This is a genomic window from Duganella paludis (genome assembly GCF_054461335.1).
Genome location: NZ_CM136922.1, coordinates 5452430 through 5470711 on the forward strand (window position 1 = coordinate 5452430; position 18282 = coordinate 5470711).

17 protein-coding genes and 1 pseudogene are annotated in these 18282 nt (G+C 62.8%); 13 read left to right on the forward strand and 5 right to left on the reverse strand.

Going from position 1 to position 18282, the window contains the following annotated elements; genetic code table 11:
* Window positions 1-2 precede the first annotated feature (2 nt).
* Window positions 3-1379 carry a DNA repair protein RadA gene (gene radA, locus ACXZ1M_RS24030; RefSeq protein WP_459050118.1) on the forward strand — a complete coding sequence of 459 codons (1377 nt, stop codon included), beginning with the start codon at window positions 3-5 and terminating at the stop codon, window positions 1377-1379.
* 63 nt (window positions 1380-1442) lie between these two features.
* Entirely contained in the window at window positions 1443-1763 is a 321-nt protein-coding gene (locus ACXZ1M_RS24035; protein ID WP_459050119.1) for a PilZ domain-containing protein, read from the forward strand.
* Here ACXZ1M_RS24035 and ACXZ1M_RS24040 read toward each other — a convergent pair.
* Window positions 1744-2958, reverse strand: coding sequence for a citrate synthase (locus tag ACXZ1M_RS24040; protein ID WP_459050120.1), 1215 nt, complete (start codon window positions 2956-2958; stop codon window positions 1744-1746). The two genes, ACXZ1M_RS24035 and ACXZ1M_RS24040, sit on opposite strands and share 20 nt — an antisense overlap.
* 102 nt (window positions 2959-3060) lie before the next feature.
* On the opposite strand from ACXZ1M_RS24040, the gene ACXZ1M_RS24045 reads away from it, so the two are divergent.
* The 3 genes from ACXZ1M_RS24045 to ACXZ1M_RS24055 all read left to right on the forward strand — a co-directional run bounded on the left by ACXZ1M_RS24045 (window position 3061) and on the right by ACXZ1M_RS24055 (window position 7119).
* Window positions 3061-4455 (forward strand): CoA transferase, encoded by a 1395-nt coding sequence (locus ACXZ1M_RS24045; protein WP_459050121.1) that lies wholly within the window; start codon window positions 3061-3063, stop codon window positions 4453-4455.
* An 80-nt stretch (window positions 4456-4535) separates the two neighbouring features.
* The gene (gene fliD / locus ACXZ1M_RS24050) at window positions 4536-5930 is read left to right on the forward strand and encodes a flagellar filament capping protein FliD (protein WP_459050122.1); all 1395 of its coding nucleotides are present in this window, start codon (window positions 4536-4538) and stop codon (window positions 5928-5930) included.
* Window positions 5931-6021: 91 nt separating this feature from the next.
* A complete protein-coding gene (locus ACXZ1M_RS24055; RefSeq protein WP_459050123.1) occupies window positions 6022-7119 on the forward strand; it encodes a polyamine ABC transporter substrate-binding protein in 1098 nt (365 codons plus the stop codon).
* Window positions 7120-7386: 267 nt separating this feature from the next.
* Here ACXZ1M_RS24055 and sixA read toward each other — a convergent pair whose 3' ends face one another.
* Together sixA and ppk1 are read right to left on the reverse strand one after the other, a co-directional pair.
* A complete protein-coding gene (gene sixA / locus ACXZ1M_RS24060; protein WP_459050124.1) occupies window positions 7387-7854 on the reverse strand; it encodes a phosphohistidine phosphatase SixA in 468 nt (155 codons plus the stop codon).
* Between the two features lie 2 nt (window positions 7855-7856).
* Entirely contained in the window at window positions 7857-9953 is a 2097-nt protein-coding gene (ppk1, locus tag ACXZ1M_RS24065; RefSeq protein WP_459050125.1) for a polyphosphate kinase 1, read from the reverse strand.
* 258 nt (window positions 9954-10211) lie between these two features.
* Here ppk1 and pstS point away from each other — a divergent pair, with 258 nt between their 5' ends.
* The 7 genes from pstS (at window position 10212) to phoR (ending at window position 16873) form a co-directional block, all read left to right on the forward strand.
* The gene (pstS, locus tag ACXZ1M_RS24070; protein WP_459050126.1) at window positions 10212-11258 is read left to right on the forward strand and encodes a phosphate ABC transporter substrate-binding protein PstS; all 1047 of its coding nucleotides are present in this window, start codon (window positions 10212-10214) and stop codon (window positions 11256-11258) included.
* Between the two features lie 156 nt (window positions 11259-11414).
* Entirely contained in the window at window positions 11415-12407 is a 993-nt protein-coding gene (gene pstC / locus ACXZ1M_RS24075; RefSeq protein WP_459054071.1) for a phosphate ABC transporter permease subunit PstC, read from the forward strand.
* Window positions 12407-13279 carry a phosphate ABC transporter permease PstA gene (gene pstA, locus ACXZ1M_RS24080; RefSeq protein WP_459050127.1) on the forward strand — a complete coding sequence of 291 codons (873 nt, stop codon included), beginning with the start codon at window positions 12407-12409 and terminating at the stop codon, window positions 13277-13279. Before pstC ends, pstA begins: the two co-directional genes overlap by 1 nt.
* A 57-nt stretch (window positions 13280-13336) precedes the next feature.
* Window positions 13337-14101: a phosphate ABC transporter ATP-binding protein PstB gene (gene pstB, locus ACXZ1M_RS24085; RefSeq protein WP_459050128.1), complete on the forward strand. Its 765-nt coding sequence runs from the start codon at window positions 13337-13339 to the stop codon at window positions 14099-14101.
* A 37-nt stretch (window positions 14102-14138) separates the two neighbouring features.
* The gene (gene phoU, locus ACXZ1M_RS24090) at window positions 14139-14849 is read left to right on the forward strand and encodes a phosphate signaling complex protein PhoU (protein WP_459050129.1); all 711 of its coding nucleotides are present in this window, start codon (window positions 14139-14141) and stop codon (window positions 14847-14849) included.
* 10 nt (window positions 14850-14859) lie between these two features.
* Window positions 14860-15552, forward strand: coding sequence for a response regulator (locus tag ACXZ1M_RS24095; RefSeq protein ID WP_373991579.1), 693 nt, complete (start codon window positions 14860-14862; stop codon window positions 15550-15552).
* Between the two features lie 7 nt (window positions 15553-15559).
* The gene (phoR, locus tag ACXZ1M_RS24100; RefSeq protein ID WP_459050130.1) at window positions 15560-16873 is read left to right on the forward strand and encodes a phosphate regulon sensor histidine kinase PhoR; all 1314 of its coding nucleotides are present in this window, start codon (window positions 15560-15562) and stop codon (window positions 16871-16873) included.
* On the opposite strand, the gene ACXZ1M_RS24105 is transcribed toward phoR, so the two are convergent.
* Both ACXZ1M_RS24105 and ACXZ1M_RS24110 read right to left on the reverse strand, forming a co-directional pair.
* A complete protein-coding gene (locus tag ACXZ1M_RS24105; protein WP_459050131.1) occupies window positions 16870-17274 on the reverse strand; it encodes a DUF3597 domain-containing protein in 405 nt (134 codons plus the stop codon). The genes phoR and ACXZ1M_RS24105 overlap by 4 nt on opposite strands.
* Window positions 17275-17284: 10 nt before the next feature.
* Window positions 17285-17587 carry a hypothetical protein gene (locus ACXZ1M_RS24110; RefSeq protein ID WP_459050132.1) on the reverse strand — a complete coding sequence of 101 codons (303 nt, stop codon included), beginning with the start codon at window positions 17585-17587 and terminating at the stop codon, window positions 17285-17287.
* Window positions 17588-17702: 115 nt separating this feature from the next.
* Between ACXZ1M_RS24110 and ACXZ1M_RS24115 the strand changes: the two are divergent.
* A pseudogene (locus ACXZ1M_RS24115) lies at window positions 17703-18281 on the forward strand (DUF1349 domain-containing protein).
* Window position 18282: the final 1 nt, after the last annotated feature.

An 18282-nucleotide genomic window follows, 5' to 3' on the forward strand; every position in this document is an offset into this window, starting at 1 on the left:
GGATGGCAAAGGCAAAAACCAACTATACCTGCACCGAATGCGGCGGCATGGCCACCAAGTGGACCGGCCAGTGCGCGTCGTGCCAGCAGTGGAACACGATGGTCGAGACGGTGATCGAGAGCGGCGGCAACAACCGCTACTCGCAGCCGGCGCACATGGCGCTGGCGCAGACCGCGCCGGTGCTGTCGCTCAATGATATCGATGCGATCGACGTGCCGCGCTTCGGCACCGGCATCGAGGAATTCGACCGCGTGCTGGGCGGCGGCCTGGTGGGCGGCGGCGTGGTGCTGATCGGCGGCGATCCCGGCATCGGCAAATCGACCTTGCTGTTGCAGGCGCTGGCCAATATCTCGCACATGAAGAAGGTGCTGTATGTGTCCGGCGAGGAATCGGGCGCGCAGATCGCCTTGCGCGCCAAGCGCCTGGCCATCGATGCCCGAGATTTGAAATTGCAGGCGGAGATCCAGCTGGAGAAGATCCTGGCCACGCTGGCCGATCTCAAGCCGGAAGTGGCGGTGATCGATTCGATCCAGACCGTGTATTCGGACGCCCTGAGTTCGGCGCCCGGTTCGGTGGCGCAGGTGCGCGAGTGCGCGGCACAGCTGACCCGCGCCGCCAAGCAGACCGGCGTGACCATCATCCTGGTAGGCCACGTGACCAAGGAAGGCGCGCTGGCCGGTCCGCGCGTGCTGGAGCACATCGTCGATACCGTGCTGTATTTCGAGGGCGACAACCATTCCAGCTTCCGGCTGGTGCGAGCGATCAAGAACCGTTTCGGCGCGGTCAACGAGCTGGGCGTGTTTGCCATGACCGAGAAGGGCTTGAAGGGCGTGTCCAATCCCTCGGCCCTGTTCCTGTCGCAGCATGACAATCAGGTGCCCGGTTCCTGCGTGATGGTGACGCAGGAGGGCACGCGGCCGCTGTTGGTGGAAATCCAGGCGCTGGTCGACGCCAGCCACCAGCCCAACGCGCGCCGCCTGTCGGTCGGCCTGGAGCAGAATCGCCTGGCGATGCTGCTGGCGGTGCTGCATCGTCACGCCGGCATTGCGGCATTCGATCAGGACGTGTTCATCAACGCCGTGGGCGGGGTGAAGATCACCGAGCCGGCGGCCGACCTGGCCGTGCTACTTGCCATAAATTCATCAATGCGCAACAAGCCCTTGCCGCGCGGCTTCGTGGTGTTTGGCGAGGTGGGCCTGGCCGGCGAAATCCGGCCGGCGCCGCGCGGGCAGGAGCGTTTGCGGGAGGCGGCCAAGCTGGGCTTCTCGATCGCCATGATTCCGAGTTCGAACGCGCCCAAGCAGCCGATCGAGGGAATGACCATCATCAGTGTTGATCGAATCGATGATGCGTTCAATAAGCTGCGCGAAATCCAATAACGTTGTATTGTTACGTGTTGTAATCGGTAATAGTGCAAATTGCGTAACTAAGAGGATAAGAAAGTGTTAGTCGATCAAAGGTCAGGGGCGCGCAAGATTTTGCGTTCCAAAGCAGTCGTGGTGATGGATGGCATGTCGCCGAAGCAGGGGCGGACGCTGGATCTCAACGCGAGCGGAGTGTCGATCACGTTTGACCACAAACTGGCGGCAGGCGACATCGGCATGGTGTCGTTCGAGCTGTTCGTTGAGGGCAAGGCGCAGATCGTCAGTTGCCAGTCGCGTGTGAACTACTGCATTTTCAGCGGCGACCATTTCAAGATCGGATTCCAGTTCCTGAATCCCGATCTGGCTACTATGGCCACCATCAATAAATACCTGCGTTAATGATTTCGGCGGGCCCGGTGTAGCGGGCTCGCGGGCGAATCAGGCGGTTGGCTTGCACCTGCTCCAGGGCGTGTGCCAGCCAGCCGACGCAGCGACCCACGGCAAATAATACAAACGGTGCCTCTTGCGGCAGGCCGCAGTGCGCGGTCAGCAGGGCGAGGGCGTAGTCGATATTGGGCAGTTCGCCGGCCTGGCGTTCAGCCGCGACGGCCAGTGCTTCATATGGTTGAATTTTTGGTAGCGTTTTGAGCAGGGCCAGGGCGCGTGGATCGCCGTCGCGGTAGAGCGGGTGGCCGAAGGCGGGCAGGGGACGGGCAGTGGCCAGCCAGTGGTGCACGGCGTCGTCGGCGCTGGTGGCATTGGCTTGGGCGATCAACTGGGCGAATTCGGCCGCCGCGCCGCCGTGCAGCGGGCCGGTGAGCGTGGTGAAGCCGGCCAGCACGCCAGCCGCCAGCGAAGCGCCGGTGGAGATGGCGACGCGGGCGGCGAAGGTGGAGGCGTTCAGTTCGTTGTCGGCCATCAGGACCAGGGCGCGGCGGATCAGGTCTTCATGCGCCTCGGCACGCCAGGCGCGGGCGAGGCGGGCGCTGATGTGGGCGGCCTCTGCGTAGCGGCTGCCGGTCATTGTGTCCACCAGTGAGTCAAGGATGCGGGCGGCTTCCGCGCGCAAGTCGTCCGGTGCGCGGCCCAGCGATGGCAGGTCGACGGCGCTGCGCCGCGCGAGCGCGAGCAGCCCGGCGGCCAAGGCGCTGCCCGGCGCCACGTCGCTGGCCGGCGCGTCGTCCGCCGCTGATCGCACCGTGTCGCCTGGCTGGCGTGGCGCCTCGCTGCTGGGCCATACAGCGGCTGCCTGGGCGGCGTCGCACTCCCACAGCAGGGCGGCGATCTCTTCAAGACTGGCGCTGTCGGCCAGCCTGGCGGCGTCGTGGCCCCGGTAGAGCAGCTTGCCGTTGGACGCGGTGGAGATCGACGACGCCAGCACCGGCTCGCCATACTGCATCGCCTCGCTGGAGACGATTTCCACCTTGCGCCGCCCGTTGGCCCGGCGCGCCATGCGCAACACATCATCACCGTGATACAGGCTGCGGCGCGGATCGTCGCCATCGGCTTTGGCGCGGATCTTCCCCCGGCTGACATTGGCGTACAGCGTCTGCGGGCGGACGTTGAGCACATCGAGCGCTTCTGCGGCGGTCATCCACACCATTTCCACTTCCTATGTTGACACTTCAAGTCAAGATTGACGCCCGCTGGCAGGCAGTCCTAAGCTGCGACCAAGCATAACTTATCGGGAGCCGACATGTCTCATCCTCTGCTGAACGCCGTCTGGCCGGCGCTAAACCTGCCCGCATCGGCGCTGGACGCGGTGCGCATTGTGGGCGAAGGCGAGCTGCCATCCCATTTCGCCGTCACCGACCTGGCCGTCGCCTCCATCGGCGCGGCAGCGTTGGCGGTGCAGCAGTTGACGGTGGCGCAGGGCGCCGCGCCATCGACAGTGACGGTGGACCGGCGGCTGGCTTCCATGTGGTTCAGCCGCTCGATCCAGCCGCTGGGCTGGGAAGTGCCACCGCTGTGGGACGCCATCGCCGGCGACTACCCGACCTCCGATGGCTGGATACGGCTTCACACCAACGCGCCGCATCACCGCAAGGCCGCGCTGGCCGCCCTGGGCTGCGCCGAAGACCGCGCAACGGTGGCGCGCGCAGTGGCCGCATGGCCTGGATTGGCATTGGAAGAAGCGGTGATCGCGCAGGGCGGCTGCGCTGCGCTGATGCGTTCCATGGCCGAATGGCAAGCGCACCCGCAAGGCCGCGCCGTCGCCGCCGAACCGCTGATCGCCTTCGCAACCGACGCCAGCGTCGGTGCGTCGCCGTGGCGGTGGACTGCGAACCGCCCGCTGGCCGGACTGAAAGTCCTGGACCTCACGCGCGTGCTGGCCGGCCCGATCGCCACGCGCTTCCTCGCCGGCTACGGCGCCGACGTCCTGCGCATCGATCCGCCCGGCTGGAACGAACCCGGCGTCATCCCCGAAGTCACGCTCGGCAAACGCTGCGCCCGGCTCGACCTGACACAGCCGGCCGACCGCGCCATCTTCGACCGCCTGCTGGCCGAAGCGGATTTACTGGTGCACGGCTACCGCCCGGCCGCGCTGGAGCGACTCGGCTACGGCGACGCATTCCGCCGCCAGCTCAACCCCGCGCTGATCGACGTCGCACTGGACGCCTACGGCTGGACTGGCCCGCAATCCGGCCGTCGCGGCTTCGACAGCCTGGTGCAAATGAGCTGCGGCATCGCGCAGCACGGCATGACTATGCAAGGCGCCGACAAGCCGTTTCCCCTGCCGGTGCAAGCGCTCGACCACGCCACCGGCTACCTGATCGCCGCCGCCTTGGTGCGCGCCCTGATCGCCCGCCTGACGGAAGGCCAGACTCTGACGGCCCGGCTCTCGCTCGCCCGCACCGCCACATTGCTGACAGACTCCTTGCCGGCACCGGGCGGCAGCAGCACGCCGTTGGCGCCCGCCACCGAAGAGGATTTCGCCTCATCGCTGGAGCAAACCGAATGGGGCCAGGCACGCCGTCTTCGTCCACCAGCCGCCATCGGCGGCGCACCGATGACCTGGGCGCGGCCCGCGTCCAGCCTTGGCGCGGCCATCGCCAGTTGGCGGCCGGCAGGGGCAATCTCCACGGATTGAAGGACGAATCCGGCTTTGTTTCCGGTTTTGCCGCAAGTGGGAATGTTATATACTCAGTAATCACCAAAAGGAATTGGATCATGGTTACTTCCAGTATAGGCTCTACCGGCAACAGCTCTACCAGCTCGCAGGTATCGACGGACGTGTACAACCGCGTTCAGCAGACCATGGCATCGCAGACCAGCGCCGCCGCCAAGCTCAACGCGTCCATCACCAAAGACCAGACCAAGCTGTCCGCGCTCGGTCAGCTGCAAAGCGCGCTGGCCAACTTCCAGCAGATCGCCGCCGGCCTCACCGGTAGTGGCCTGAGCACCAGCGCGGCCAGTTCCGTGAAGACCGTGTTGACCGCGACCTCCACCGGCGCCGCCAAGGCCGGCACCTATGCCATCGACGTCAAGCAACTGGCCAAGGGCCAGTTCCTGACCAGCGAGGAATTCACCACCGGCGCTGACGGCAAAGTGGGCTCCGGCGCCGCCACCACCATCAAGATCGACTTCGGCGCCACCGGCGGCGACAAGGGCTTTGTCACCAGCGGAACGGCCGCCAGCAAGAGCGTGACCATCGACGGTAGCAACAACACGCCGACCGGCATCGCTGCAGCCTTCAAGGCGGCCGGCGTGGATGTGACGTTCGTGAAGGGCGACGACGGCCAATACTCGCTGTCCATCGCCGGCCAGCCGGGCGCCGCCAACAGCATGCGTATCAGCGTCAGCGGCGACGCCACGCTGAAGAACCTGCTGGCCTTCGATCCGAACGGCACGCAAAAACTCAAGCAGACCAGCGCCGCCATGGACGCCATCCTCACGGTGGACGGCAAGGAAATCAAAAGCACCAGCAACGTCATCAAGGACACTGCCATCGGCGGCGCCACGCTGAACCTGGTTGCGGCCGGCAAGAGCGATGTGACCGTCGCCGCCGGTTCCAGCCAGATCGGCGACAACCTGAAAGCCTTCGCCGCCGCCTACAACGACCTCAACGCCAAGCTGCAGAAGCTGCAGAAGGGCGAGCTGAAGTCCGACACGGCGCTGAACCAGGCCATCAGCCAGATGAGCATGCTGCTGAAAACCGGCGGCGGCACGGTGTCCGTGACCAAGCTGGCCGAGGCCGGCGTCAGCATGGACAAGGACGGCAACGTGGTGCTGGACGATAAAAAGCTGCAAGCGGCGCTGAGCGCTGATTCGTCCGCCATCGCCAAGCTGTTCACCACCGACGACAAGCGCGGCATTGCCGACCTGCTGTCGTCCAAGGCGTCGTCGCTGACTTCGACCAACAGCCTGCTGACCAGGGAAGCCGCGCTCACCAACAATGAAATCACCAGCCTCAACACCAAGAAAGCCAGCATGACCAAGGCGCTGACGGCCCAGGCCAACGCCTTGGCCGCGCTCTACAGCGCCCAGGCCCAGACCGGCGCCGGCAGCGCCCTCAACGGCCTCGGCGGCAAGGGCACCGGCACCCTGTTCGACATGCTGGGCTGATTTGGGGCGCTAATTCTACAGAACTCCTTGCATCCGGACGGGCTATGCCCGATCATCACGGCTTGTGTGTGTATCCCATTTCGGAGGTGTTATGGCAGGGAAGTTCGTTGCTGCGGTGCTGGCCGCTGGCTTGATGGCTGGTGCGGCGCAGGCGCAAGAGGAAAAAGTTCTTAATATTTATAACTGGTCGGACTACATCGCCGACGATACGGTGAAGAATTTTGAGAAAGAGACCGGCATCAAGGTCCGCTATGACCTTTTCGATAACAACGAAATCCTGAACTCCAAACTGGTGGCCGGCAAGTCGGGCTACGACATCGTGGTGCCGGGCGTGGCCTGGGCGCGCCTGCAAATGGATGGCAAGCTACTGCGCAAACTCGACAAGTCCAAGCTGCCCAACCTGAAGAACCTCGACCCGGAAATCCAGGCCAAACTGGCCAAGATCGATCCGGGCAATGAATACCTGGTCGACTGGATGTGGGGCTATACCACGGTCGGCATCAACGTCACCAAGGTCAAGGCTGCGCTGGGCGACCTGCCGATGCCGGACAATGCCTGGGACCTGGTGTTCAATCCGAAGTACGCGGCCAAGCTGAAATCGTGCGGCGTGTCCTTCCTCGATTCGCCGTCGGAAGTGCTGCCGGCCGCGCTGATCTACGCCGACAAGCCGGCCTACTCGAAGAGCGCCGCCGACTACGCGGAAGCGGCCAAGGTGCTGCAGTCCATCCGTCCTTACGTGACGCTGTTCAGCTCGTCGGGCTACATCAACGACCTGGCCAACGGCGCGGTGTGCGTGGCGCTGGGCTGGTCGGGCGACATCAACATCGCCCGCCAACGCGCGATCGACGCCAAGAAGGGCGTTGTGATCGAGGCGCTGGTGCCGAAGACCTCGGCGCCGCTGATGTTCGACACCATGGCCATTCCGGCCGATGCGCCGCACCCGAACAACGCCCACCTGTGGATGAACTACATCATGCGTCCGGAAGTGCATGCGAGCCTGACCAACAAGGTGTTCTACGCCAACCCGAATGCGGCCAGCGTCAAGTTCGTGCGCAAGGATATCGCTACCAACAAGACCGTGTTCCTGTCGGACGAAGACAAGAAGCGCATGACCGCGCCCGAGGCGCTGCCGGCCGACATCCGCCGCAACATCACCCGCATCTACACCAAGTTCAAGACCGGCGTGTAAGCGCAGCCGTAAACGATGAACGGCGCGAGAGGCGTTGTCCTGGTGGGACACGCCGCTGGCGCCGTAGGCTTCAGTGAAGCTGTGTGCTATTCGTGATAGCGGTCGATGAGTTTCTGTTTACTGCCGCGCATTTCCTGCATCAGTTCGTAAACAACCAGGGCGATCATTCCTCCAAAAATCCCCATAGTGAGCAAGGTGAACATCATGATGGTCTCCCCTCAATAGTTGATACAATTAAACTGTAGCAGACGCCCACCACTTTACAAGCTATTTAACCACCAGGTCCGCCGCCATCACGGCTTTCAGGTACACGCTCATGGGATCGCCAGGATCCCGTTGCGCAAACCACCACGCGCTGGCCTTGCGGATATCCCACTCCAGATCGTCGCCCGTCATCAGCAGCGAGGCCACTTGCCCCAGCGTCGGCTGATGTCCCACCACCAGCACCGAATCCTTGTTGCCTGGCCAGTTGACGGCCTTCAGCACGTCGGCCGGATCGGCGCCTGGCGCCAGGTCGGTGTGGATCTTGAACTTGCGGCCCAGCGCCTCCACCGTCTGCAAGGTGCGCACGGCGGGGCTGGAGAGGATTTTGCAGCTGTCCGGCAGCTGCGAGTTGAGCCATTGACCCATGCGCCGCGCCTGCTTCTGGCCCTTGACCGTCAGCGCACGTTCCAGATCGGTCATGCCGGGTGCCGCTTCTTCGGCCTCGGCATGTCGCCATAAAATCAGATCCATGCTTATTCTCCCAGGTGTGCGTTGGGTGTGCCCAAAGTCTCCATCAGGTGCTGCTGTGCGCTGAAGCTGACCTGCTTGCCGCGCGGCCGGCGCCGCTGGTAGTGGCCGTCCGATTCCAGTTCCCAGGCGTTGCTGTTGTCCTTCAAGTACGGGCTCAGGCCTTCGGTCATCACCCGCCGCTTGAGCGCCTTATCCAGGATCGGGAAGGCCACTTCGATGCGGCGGAACAGGTTGCGGCTCATCCAGTCGGCGCTGGCCAGATAGGTGTCGTGCGCCAGGTCGTTGCGGAAGTAGTAGATGCGGCTGTGTTCGAGGAAGCGGCCGATCACCGAGCGCACCTTGATGTTTTCCGACAGCCCTGGCACGCCGGGCTTGAGCATGCAGGCGCCGCGCACGATCAGGTCGATCTTGACGCCGTCCTTGGACGCCGCATACAGCGCGCGGATCACCGATTCGTCCACCAGCGCGTTGATTTTAACAATAATCCGTCCCGCACGTCCGGCGCGCGCGATCTTCGCTTCGTTGCGGATGGCCTTGATGATTTCGTTGTGCAGCGCGAACGGCGCCAGCCACAGGTGCGTGAGCCGGTGCGGCTTGGTCAGGCTGGTCAGGTGGATGAACACCTCGTTGACCTCCTGGGCGATGCCGGGGTGGCAGGTCAGCAGGCCGAAGTCGGTGTAGAACTTGGTGGTGGTCGGGTGGTAGTTGCCGGTGCCGAGGTGGGCGTAGTAGCTCAGCTTGCCTTCCTCGCGGCGGATCACCAGCGCCACCTTGGCGTGCGTCTTCAGGCCGACCACGCCGTACACCACCTGGGCGCCGGCCTGTTCCAGCTTGTCGGCCCAGTTGATGTTGGCTTCTTCGTCGAAGCGCGCCTTCAGCTCCACGATGACGGTCACTTCCTTGCCGCCGCGGGCCGCCAGGATCAGCGATTCCATCAAGTCCGAATTCATGCCGGTGCGGTAGATGGTCTGCTTGATCGCCACCACCGACGGATCGTGCGCGGCGCTGCGGATAAAGTCGATCACGGTCTGGAACGACTGGTAGGGGTGGTGCAGCAAGATATCGTTTTCACGCAGGGCCGCGAAGATGTCGCTGTTGCCGGGCTTTTGCGCGAAGCCCGGGAAGAAGGGCGTGAAACGCAGCGCCGGATTGTCGACGTGGTCCATGATCTCGTTCAGGCGCACCAGGTTGACCGGACCGTTGACCGCGTAGAGCCGGCTTTGATGCAGGCCGAACTGGTCGAGCAGGAACTGCGACAGCTCCAGCGGGCAGTTCTTGGCCACCTCCAGCCGCACCGAGGCGCCGAACTGGCGCCCGGCCAGCTCGCCCTTGAGAGCCTGGCGCAGGTTCTTCACTTCGTCCTCGTCCACCCACAGGTCGCTGTCGCGGGTGACGCGGAACTGCGAATAGCCGATCACTTCGCGGCCGGCGAACAGGTCCGAGATGTGCGCGTGGATCACCGACGACAGCAGGCAGAAGGAAATGCCGCCGCTCTTCGACAAGTGGTCGGGCAGGCGGATCACGCGCGGCAGCACGCGCGGCGCCTTGACGATGGCGATGCCGGTGCCGCGCCCGAAGGCATCCTTGCCGCCCAGCTGGACGATGAAGTTCAGGCTCTTGTTGACCACCTGCGGGAAGGGATGGGCCGGATCGAGGCCGATCGGCGTCAGCAGCGGCCGCACCTCGGTGTCGAAGTATTCCTTGACCCAGGCGCGCTGCGCCTCGTTGCGCTCGTTGTGGCGCACCAGGTGGATGCCGTTGGCGGCCATCTCCGGCAGGATTTCGTTGTTGAGGATTTCATACTGGTGCGCCACCAGCAGGTGGCACTCGTTGCTGATGCGCGAGAGCGTGGCGACCAGGGCAGGGTGGGTGGCCAGCGAACCGTCGGCCGCGCCGGCCGCCAGCAGGCTGGCCACGCGCACTTCAAAGAATTCATCGAGGTTGCTGCTGGCGATGCACAGGTAGCGCAGCCGTTCTAATAAAGGAATGCTTTTGTCTTCCGCCTGCGCCAATACGCGGCGGTTGAACATCAGTTGCGACAGCTCCCGGTCGAGGAAGGCCGAGTTCTTGTTTACTTCAGCATGCAAGTCAGGCTTCATGTCTTTTTTATCACTTTGCAGGTATCTCATTCTAACGTGTTTGTAGAAGAATGATTGCAACAGTGTAAAGATCAAATATGACAGCTTTGTGACAAAGCCTGTCATAAATGCCGTCCGATTATGACAAGGGGATGACGCCATAGAGGGAAAATGCGCCCTTCAGGGCCATTTTTGAAATATTTTTGCCATGTCATAAAGTTGTCATATTCGCCCGCTAGACTGCGCAGCATCCTAACCTGTCATAACAAAGGACTTGAAATGCGACTGAAACAATTGATCTCCTCCCTGGTGGTTGGCGCAGCGGCTGTAATGGCCTTCTCGTCGGCCGCTCACGCCGCCGATATGACCGGCGCCGGCGCAACCTTCCCGTACCCGATCTACGCCAAGTGGGCCGAGTCGTACAAAGCCGCTACCGGCAACGGCCTGAACTATCAGTCCGTCGGTTCGGGCGCAGGCATCAAGCAGATCAAAGCCAAGACCGTCGACTTCGGCGCATCGGACATGCCACTGGCAGCCGCCGACCTGGACGCTGAAGGCCTGATGCAATTCCCGGCCATCATGGGCGGCGTTGTGACCGTGGTTAACCTGGACGGCATCACCCCAGGCCAGCTGAAACTGACCGGCCCTGTGGTCGCCGACATCTACCTGGGCAAAGTCACCAAGTGGAACGACGCCGCCATCGCCGCGCTGAACCCAGGCGTGAAACTGCCAACCGACGACATCACCGTGGTGCACCGCGCCGACGGTTCGGGCACCTCGTTCCTGTTCACCGACTTCCTGTCGAAAACCAGCCCAGAATTCAAGACCAAGATCGGCGCTTCGACCGCTGTGAAGTGGGTGGTTGGTGTCGGCGGTAAAGGCAATGAAGGCGTCGCCGCCAACGTGCAGCGTATCAAAGGTTCGATCGGCTACGTCGAGTGGGCTTACGCTAAAAAGAACAAAATGTCGCACACCCAGCTGAAAAACAAGGACGGCAACTTCATGCAGCCGGACGACGAGTTCTTCAAAGCTGCCGCCGCCAACGCCGAGTGGACCAAGACCCCAGGCTTCGGCGTGGTGCTGACCGACCAGGCTGGCAAAAACTCGTGGCCGATCACCGGCGTGTCGTTCATCCTGATGCACAAAGCACAGGCTGACGCCAACAAAGGTAAAGAAGTCGTGAAGTTCTTCGACTGGGCCTTCAAAAACGGTGGCGCCGCTGCTACCGAACTGGACTACGTACCACTGCCGGCATCGGTCATCAAGCTGGTCCAGGATTCCTGGAAAGCCAACCTGAAAGACGCTTCGGGCAAGGCCATCTACTAATCCGGACTTTCCCTTCGCCGCCCGGCAGCACGGCGGCGAGGGGGTTAGCCTGCGGCGTCCACCCGGACACCGCAGGCTAGCTTACATCCACCGAGAAAAAATATGAGCGCAGATATCACTTCCACGCCACTATCCAAGCAAGAGCCAGCCATGCCCATGAACACCGCGCAAGCGACCGCCGCAGAACAAGCGGCAACGCAGGCCATGCTGCGCACCATGCGCAACCAGCGCATCCAGGATTTCATCTTCCACAAGACCACCATGATCTTCGCACTGTCGGTGCTGGCGGTGCTGATGGGGATTATCTTCTCGCTGATGGTCGGCGCCTGGCCTGCCTTCAAGGAATTCGGCCCGGCCTTCATCACCACCGTCGAGTGGGACCCGGTCAACGACAAATACGGCGCCATGATCGCCATCGTCGGCACCCTGGTCACCTCCGGCATCGCGTTGTTGATCGCCTTCCCGGTGTCGTTCGGCATCGCGCTGTTCCTGACCGAGATCTGCCCGGCCGGCCTGCGCCGTCCGCTGGGCACGGCGGTCGAGCTGCTGGCCGGCATCCCGTCCATCATCTACGGCATGTGGGGCTTGTTCGTGTTCGCGCCGCTGTTCGGCGACCACGTGCAGCCGTTCCTGAAAGCCACGCTGGGCCAGCTGCCGCTGATCGGCCAGTTCTTCAGCGGCCCGACCATGGGCATCGGCATCATCACCGCCGCCCTGATCCTGGCCGTGATGATCATTCCGTTCATCTCCTCGGTGATGCGCGACGTGTTCGAGATCGTGCCGGCCGTGCTGAAGGAATCGGCCTACGGCCTGGGCTGCACCCGCTGGGAAGTGGTGCGCAAGATCGTGCTGCCTTACACCAAGACCGGCGTGGTCGGCGGCGTCATGCTGGGCCTGGGCCGCGCGCTCGGCGAAACCATGGCCGTCACCTTCGTGATCGGCAACGCCAACAAGCTGTCGTGGTCGCTGTTCGCGGCCGGTAACTCGATCGCCTCCACCCTGGCCAACGAATTCGCCGAATCGGACACCGTGCTGCACACCTCGTCGCTGTTCGCACTGGCCCTGATTCTGTTCGTGATCACCTTTATCGTTCTGTCCGCCGCCAAGCTGATGCTGGCCGGCATGTCTCGCAAGGAAGGCGTCAAATAATGAGCGCAACTCTGGAAAAAGCCGCGATGAATCCGGTGTACCGCAAGCGTCTGCTGACGCACCGCATCGGCATCGCCCTGTCGGTGGGTGCGATGTCGGTCGGCCTGCTGGTGCTGGCCTGGATTCTGTTCACCCTGATCATCAAGGGCTTCGGCGCGCTGAGCATCGACATGTTCACGCAAACCACCCCGGCCCCGGGCAGCGAAGGCGGCGGTCTGCTGAACGCCATCTTCGGCAGCTTCGTGATCGTCGGCCTGTCGACCCTGATCTCGACCCCGATCGGCATCCTGGCCGGCATCTACCTGGCCGAATACGGCGAAGAAAACAAGGTGGCGGCGGTGACCCGCTTCGTCACCGACATCATGCTGTCGGCGCCGTCGATCGTGATCGGCATGTTCGTGTGGGCCATGTACGTGGCCACCACCAAGCACTACTCGGGCTACGCAGGCTCCATCGCGCTGGCGCTGATCGCCGTCCCGGTGGTGGTGCGCACCACCGACAACATGCTGCGCCTGGTGCCGAACAGCCTGCTGGAAGCGGCGTTCGCCCTCGGCGCACCGCGCTGGAAAGTCGCCATGATGGTGCGCCTGCGCGCCGTCAAGGCCGGCGTCATCACCGGCGTGCTGCTGGCCGTGGCCCGCGTTTCCGGTGAAACCGCGCCCTTGCTGTTCACCGCTCTGAACAACCAGTTCTTCAGCGCCGACATGAACGCGCCGATGGCCAACCTGCCGGTGGTGATCTACGGCTTCGCCATGAGCCCTTACGACAACTGGCGCGACCTGGCATGGGGCGGCGCGCTGCTCGTGACCTTCAGCGTGCTGGCACTGAACGTGATCGCCCGCACCGTGTTTGCCCAAAAAGCCCCGAACTAATTTATAAAGCGAATCCATCACATGAATACGCAACTGAGCCAAGAGAATGTTATCGCCATGAACGGCAAACGCACCACCATCGAGATTTCCGGCCTGAACTTCTTCTACGGTAAGACCCAGAGCCTGCACAACGTCAACCTGAACATCCATGAGAAGCAGGTGACAGCCTTCATCGGCCCGTCGGGCTGCGGCAAGTCGACTTTGCTGCGCACGCTGAACCGCATGTACGACCTGTACCCAGGCCAGCGCGCCGAAGGTTCGATCATGTACCGTGGCCGCAACATCCTCGACGACGGCCAGGATTTGAACATGCTGCGCGCCAAGGTCGGCATGGTGTTCCAGAAGCCAACCCCGTTCCCGATGTCGATCTACGACAACATCGCTTTCGGCGTGCGCCTGTATGAAGACCTGTCGAAGGGCGAAATGGACGAGCGCGTGGAATGGGCGCTGAAGAAGGCCGCGCTGTGGGGCGAGGTCAAGGACAAGCTGACCAAGAGCGGCCTGTCGCTGTCGGGCGGTCAGCAACAGCGCCTGTGCATCGCGCGCGGCGTGGCGGTAAAGCCTGATGTTCTGCTGCTGGACGAGCCGACCTCGGCGCTGGACCCGATCTCGACTTCCAAGGTGGAAGAGCTGATCAGCGAGCTGAAACAGGACTACACCATCGCCATCGTCACCCACAACATGCAGCAAGCCGCGCGTTGCTCGGACTACACCGCCTATATGTACCTGGGCGAACTGGTGGAATTCGGCGAGACCGACCAGATTTTCATGAATCCGGCCCGCAAGGAAACCCAGGACTACATCACCGGCCGTTTCGGCTGATCCACCTTATAATATCAAATTGGAATTGGAGAGCAGCATGATCGGTGAGCATTCATCCAAGCAGTACGACAACGAACTGGAAGCCATCCGCAGCAAAGTGCTGCTGATGGGCGGCATCGTCGAGACCCAGTTCCTCGACGCCATGACCTGTTTCCGTATCGGCAACTCCGAGCGCGCCGACCGCGTGATGCGCGAGGACGACACGGTCAACCAGCTGGAAGTGTCGCTGGACGACGCCTGCAGCCACCTGATCGTGCGCCGCCAGCCGGCCGCCAACGACCTGCGCACCATCATGGCCACCATCAAGGTGATCACCGACCTGGAGCGCATCGGCGACGAAGCCACCAAGATCGCCCGCACCGCCAAGCAACTGCACGCGCGCGGCGCCGTGACCGTGAACCACTATGAAATGGTGCGCGGCATCGCCAACAACACCAGCGACCTGCTGCACGATGCGCTGGACGCGTTCGCCCGCAACGACGGCAAGCAGGCACTGCAACTGATCGCCCAGGACGCCGTGATCGACCACGAGTTCCGTTCGATCATGCGCAACCTGATCACCTTCATGATGGAAGACCCGCGCACGATTTCGGCCGCGCTGGACACGCTGTGGGTGGCCAAGGCCATCGAACGCATCGGCGACCACGCCAAGAACATCGCGGAATACGTGATCTACGTGGTCGAAGGCCGCGACATCCGTCACACCAAACCGCACGCGCTGGAAGAACAGCCTGAGCAAGCTGAATAAATAGAATTAAATGGCATCTGATAAAACCACCGTACTGATAGTTGAAGACGAACCGGCGATCGTCGAGCTGGTGACGTTCTCGCTGCGTGAAGCAGGCTGGAACTGCTGCGCCGTGCAAAGCGCGGGCGAGGCCTGGGACTTCATTCAGACCAAGACCCCGCAGCTGATCCTGCTCGACTGGATGCTGCCCGACTCGACCGGCCTGCGCCTGCTGTCGCGCATCCGCTCGGATCGTCAGTTCAACGAAATCCCGGTCATCATGCTGACCGCGAAGAGCATGGAAGAGGACAAGCTGGCCGGCCTCAACAGCGGCGCCGACGACTATGTCACCAAGCCGTTCTCGCCGCGCGAGCTGCTGGCGCGCGCCAAGGCCCTGCTGCGACGCAAGAGCCCGGAGCACGCGCAATCGACCATGCGCGCGGCCAACATCATGCTCGATCCGGTGAGCTGCACGGTGTCGATGGACGACCAGAAGATCGACATCGGCCATGCCGAATACAAGCTGCTGAAATTCCTGCTGGCGCATCCGGAACGCGTGTTTTCGCGCAGCCAGCTGCTGGACAAGGTGTGGGGCGATCACGTGGTGATCGAAGAGCGTACCGTCGATGTGCATGTGCTGCGTCTGCGCAAGGCCTTGAAAGAGGCCGAGCACTTGATCAAAACCGTGCGTAGTGTAGGCTACATGCTGTCGGAAAAAACCTGAGTTTCACATGAATCCTAAACTGGTGTTCTGGGTGCCTGCCGCGCTGCGCACCGCCATTATCCTGGCGGCGTGCGCGCTCGGAGGCTGGATCTTCGGCTGGGTCAACGGTCTGATCCTGGCCTTGCTGGCCATGATGGCGCTGGTGTTCACCCAGCTGTCCTACCTCTACCAGCTCAGCAACTGGATGGACGACCCGCAAAGCGCCAAGCTGCCCGACGGCTGGGGCGAGTGGACCAACATCTTCTCGCGCCTGTACCGCATGCGGCGCGAGGACGAAAAAAACCAGACCGAGCTGACCGAATGGCTGGCGCGCTTCCGCCAGGCCATGCACCTGTTGCCGGACGGCGTGGCCATCATGGACGACGTGCTGTTCATGGAGTGGTGCAATCCGGCCGCCGAGCAGCACCTGGGCCTGAGCAACGAGCGTGACAAGGGCATGCGCGTGACCAACCTGGTGCGCAATCCGGATTTCATGGATTACATCATCCTCGGCCGCTACGAGCAGCCGCTGACGATCAGCTTCCGTGAGCGCAAGCTGATCGTGCACATTATTCCATTTGAAAACCGCCGCCAGATCCTGGTGACGCACGACGCCACCGAAACCGAGCGCATCGAGGAAATGCGGCGCGACTTTATCGCCAACGCCTCGCACGAACTGCGCACGCCGCTGACGGTGATCGTCGGCTTCCTGGAGATCGCCGCGCAAGAGGGGCTGGACGCGGCCACGCGCTCCTCGCACCTGAAGCTGATGACGGAGCAGGGCCACCGCATGCAGCACCTGATCGAAGACATGCTGACCTTGTCGCGCCTGGAGTCGGTCGATTATCCGATGCGGCCGGAGCCGATCGTGGTCAACCAGCTGATGGACCAGCTGCTGCGCGAAGCGCGCGCGCTGTCGGCCGGCAAGCATGAGATCACCATGGACGTATCGGGTCCGGATTTGCTGGGTTCGTATGAAGAGCTGCACAGCGCCTTCGGCAACCTGGCCTCGAACGCGGTGCGCTACACGCCGGCGGGCGGCAAGATCCACCTGGTGTGGAAAGAATTCGACACCGGCGTCAAGTTCATGGTGGAAGACACCGGCATCGGCATCAGCCCCGAGCACATCTCGCGGCTGACCGAGCGCTTCTACCGCGTCGACAAGAGCCGCTCGCGCGAAACGCAGGGCACCGGACTGGGACTGGCGATCGTCAAGCACGTGCTGCTGCGCCACGGCAGTACGCTGCAGATCAAATCGGAAGCGGGCAAGGGCAGCACCTTCATCGTCTGCATGCCGAAGACAGCGGTGGTGCAGCAGCAGCCGGAGCTGCTGGCCGGTTAATCCTTCAGCTCGGCGGGCACTTTGCCGCCGTTCTGCGCCAGCTTGGTCATCACCTGGCGATGCAGCCAGACGTTCATGCTGGCGGAATTCTCCATGTCGCCGGAGTAGTGCAGCTCCTGCGCCAGCTCCTTGCGCGACTGCAGACTGCTATCCAGATCCAGCAACTTCAACAGATCCACGATCGAGGTGCGCCAGTTCAATGGCTGGCCGGCCTGTTTGGCCTTGTCGTTGAGGATGCCTTCGACATCCACTTCGGTCAGCTGCACGGCGGCAGGTTCGACGGCCGGTGCGGTGGGGGCCGGTCTAGGCGCCGGCGGCACGGTGGTGCCCTGCGGCGCTTGCGCTACCGCCGGATGCGATGGGGGAAAGATCTTGTGGAAGATGTTGCTGAGCATACCCATGGTGATTCCTTTACTTGGTTGAGGCGCGTGCCAGCTCGCCGTTGAAAAAGTCCGTCACGCGATTCACCACGCCGGGTGCATGTTGCTCGGCGGTGGCGGCGATTTCCTCCACTTGCGCGGGCGTGATTTGCCCAGTCTGCTCAGGCGTCACATGTGGATGGGTTTCCTCGCCGAAGTCGCCGATGCTGGCGGCCAGCGACGCGGCCATCTCGTGGCTGACGTTGTTCAAGAGGCGGTTGACGATGTCAGCTCGTTGCTCCGGATTGCTGAGCAAGAACAGCTGGCTGATGGTGTGGTCGGTCGTGGCGAACATATTTGCTCCTGTTTGGGTATTCTAGCAAGTTAATGTTCGCGTTACGGACTGTCTGTACGCGCCCTAACGCTGGCAGGTAGGTACAATGTCGAGTCCGACAATAAGGGCGCACGCAATGATCGACCGTGATTTTCGCTGGGTAAATGAACCGCAACAATGGAACCGCGAGGGCGCCGCCTTGTCGGTGACGACGGACCAGAACACAGATTTCTGGAACGACACCTGGTATGGCTTCAAGCGGTTTTCCGGCCATTTTTACGGCGTCGACGTGGACGGCGATTTCACTTTCCAGGTCAAGATCAAGGCGGCGTTCAGCGCGCTGTAGGACCAGGCGGGAATCATGCTACTGGCGGACCAGGACCATTGGCTAAAAGCCGGCGTAGAAATCAACGATGGCGCGCCGGCGATCGGCAGCGTGCTCACGCTCAAGCATTCCGACTGGGCGCCCGGCATCTTCCCGGCCAGCGCCGACCAGTTCTGGATGCGGCTGACGCGCAAGGGCGACGCGCTGCGCCTGCAGTATTCAACTGATGGCAAGACCTGGCCGTTGCTGCGCCTTGCATATTTCCCCGCATCGGCCGCGTGCGCGGTCGGCGTCATGTGCTGCACGCCGGAACGCGGCGGCCTGGCGGTGCGATTCGAGGATTTCCTGCTCGAACCCGCCCTCGGCAAGGACCTGCACGACCTGACCTAGC

What these genes read in the sequence shown, in the direction of transcription:
- pstA (WP_459050127.1), top strand. Translation starts at nt 12,407, where the DNA reads ATGAGCGCAACTCTGGAAAAAGCCGCGATGAATCCGGTGTACCGCAAG.
- fliD (WP_459050122.1), top strand. Translation starts at nt 4,536, where the DNA reads ATGGTTACTTCCAGTATAGGCTCTACCGGCAACAGCTCTACCAGCTCG.
- pstS (WP_459050126.1), top strand. Translation starts at nt 10,212, where the DNA reads ATGCGACTGAAACAATTGATCTCCTCCCTGGTGGTTGGCGCAGCGGCT.
- ACXZ1M_RS24055 (WP_459050123.1), top strand. Translation starts at nt 6,022, where the DNA reads ATGGCAGGGAAGTTCGTTGCTGCGGTGCTGGCCGCTGGCTTGATGGCT.
- phoR (WP_459050130.1), top strand. Translation starts at nt 15,560, where the DNA reads ATGAATCCTAAACTGGTGTTCTGGGTGCCTGCCGCGCTGCGCACCGCC.
- ACXZ1M_RS24045 (WP_459050121.1), top strand. Translation starts at nt 3,061, where the DNA reads ATGTCTCATCCTCTGCTGAACGCCGTCTGGCCGGCGCTAAACCTGCCC.
- pstC (WP_459054071.1), top strand. Translation starts at nt 11,415, where the DNA reads ATGAACACCGCGCAAGCGACCGCCGCAGAACAAGCGGCAACGCAGGCC.
- ACXZ1M_RS24110 (WP_459050132.1), bottom strand. Translation starts at nt 17,587, where the DNA reads ATGTTCGCCACGACCGACCACACCATCAGCCAGCTGTTCTTGCTCAGC.
- ACXZ1M_RS24095 (WP_373991579.1), top strand. Translation starts at nt 14,860, where the DNA reads ATGGCATCTGATAAAACCACCGTACTGATAGTTGAAGACGAACCGGCG.
- phoU (WP_459050129.1), top strand. Translation starts at nt 14,139, where the DNA reads ATGATCGGTGAGCATTCATCCAAGCAGTACGACAACGAACTGGAAGCC.
- ppk1 (WP_459050125.1), bottom strand. Translation starts at nt 9,953, where the DNA reads ATGAAGCCTGACTTGCATGCTGAAGTAAACAAGAACTCGGCCTTCCTC.
- ACXZ1M_RS24040 (WP_459050120.1), bottom strand. Translation starts at nt 2,958, where the DNA reads ATGACCGCCGCAGAAGCGCTCGATGTGCTCAACGTCCGCCCGCAGACG.
- sixA (WP_459050124.1), bottom strand. Translation starts at nt 7,854, where the DNA reads ATGGATCTGATTTTATGGCGACATGCCGAGGCCGAAGAAGCGGCACCC.
- ACXZ1M_RS24105 (WP_459050131.1), bottom strand. Translation starts at nt 17,274, where the DNA reads ATGGGTATGCTCAGCAACATCTTCCACAAGATCTTTCCCCCATCGCAT.
- radA (WP_459050118.1), top strand. Translation starts at nt 3, where the DNA reads ATGGCAAAGGCAAAAACCAACTATACCTGCACCGAATGCGGCGGCATG.
- pstB (WP_459050128.1), top strand. Translation starts at nt 13,337, where the DNA reads ATGAACGGCAAACGCACCACCATCGAGATTTCCGGCCTGAACTTCTTC.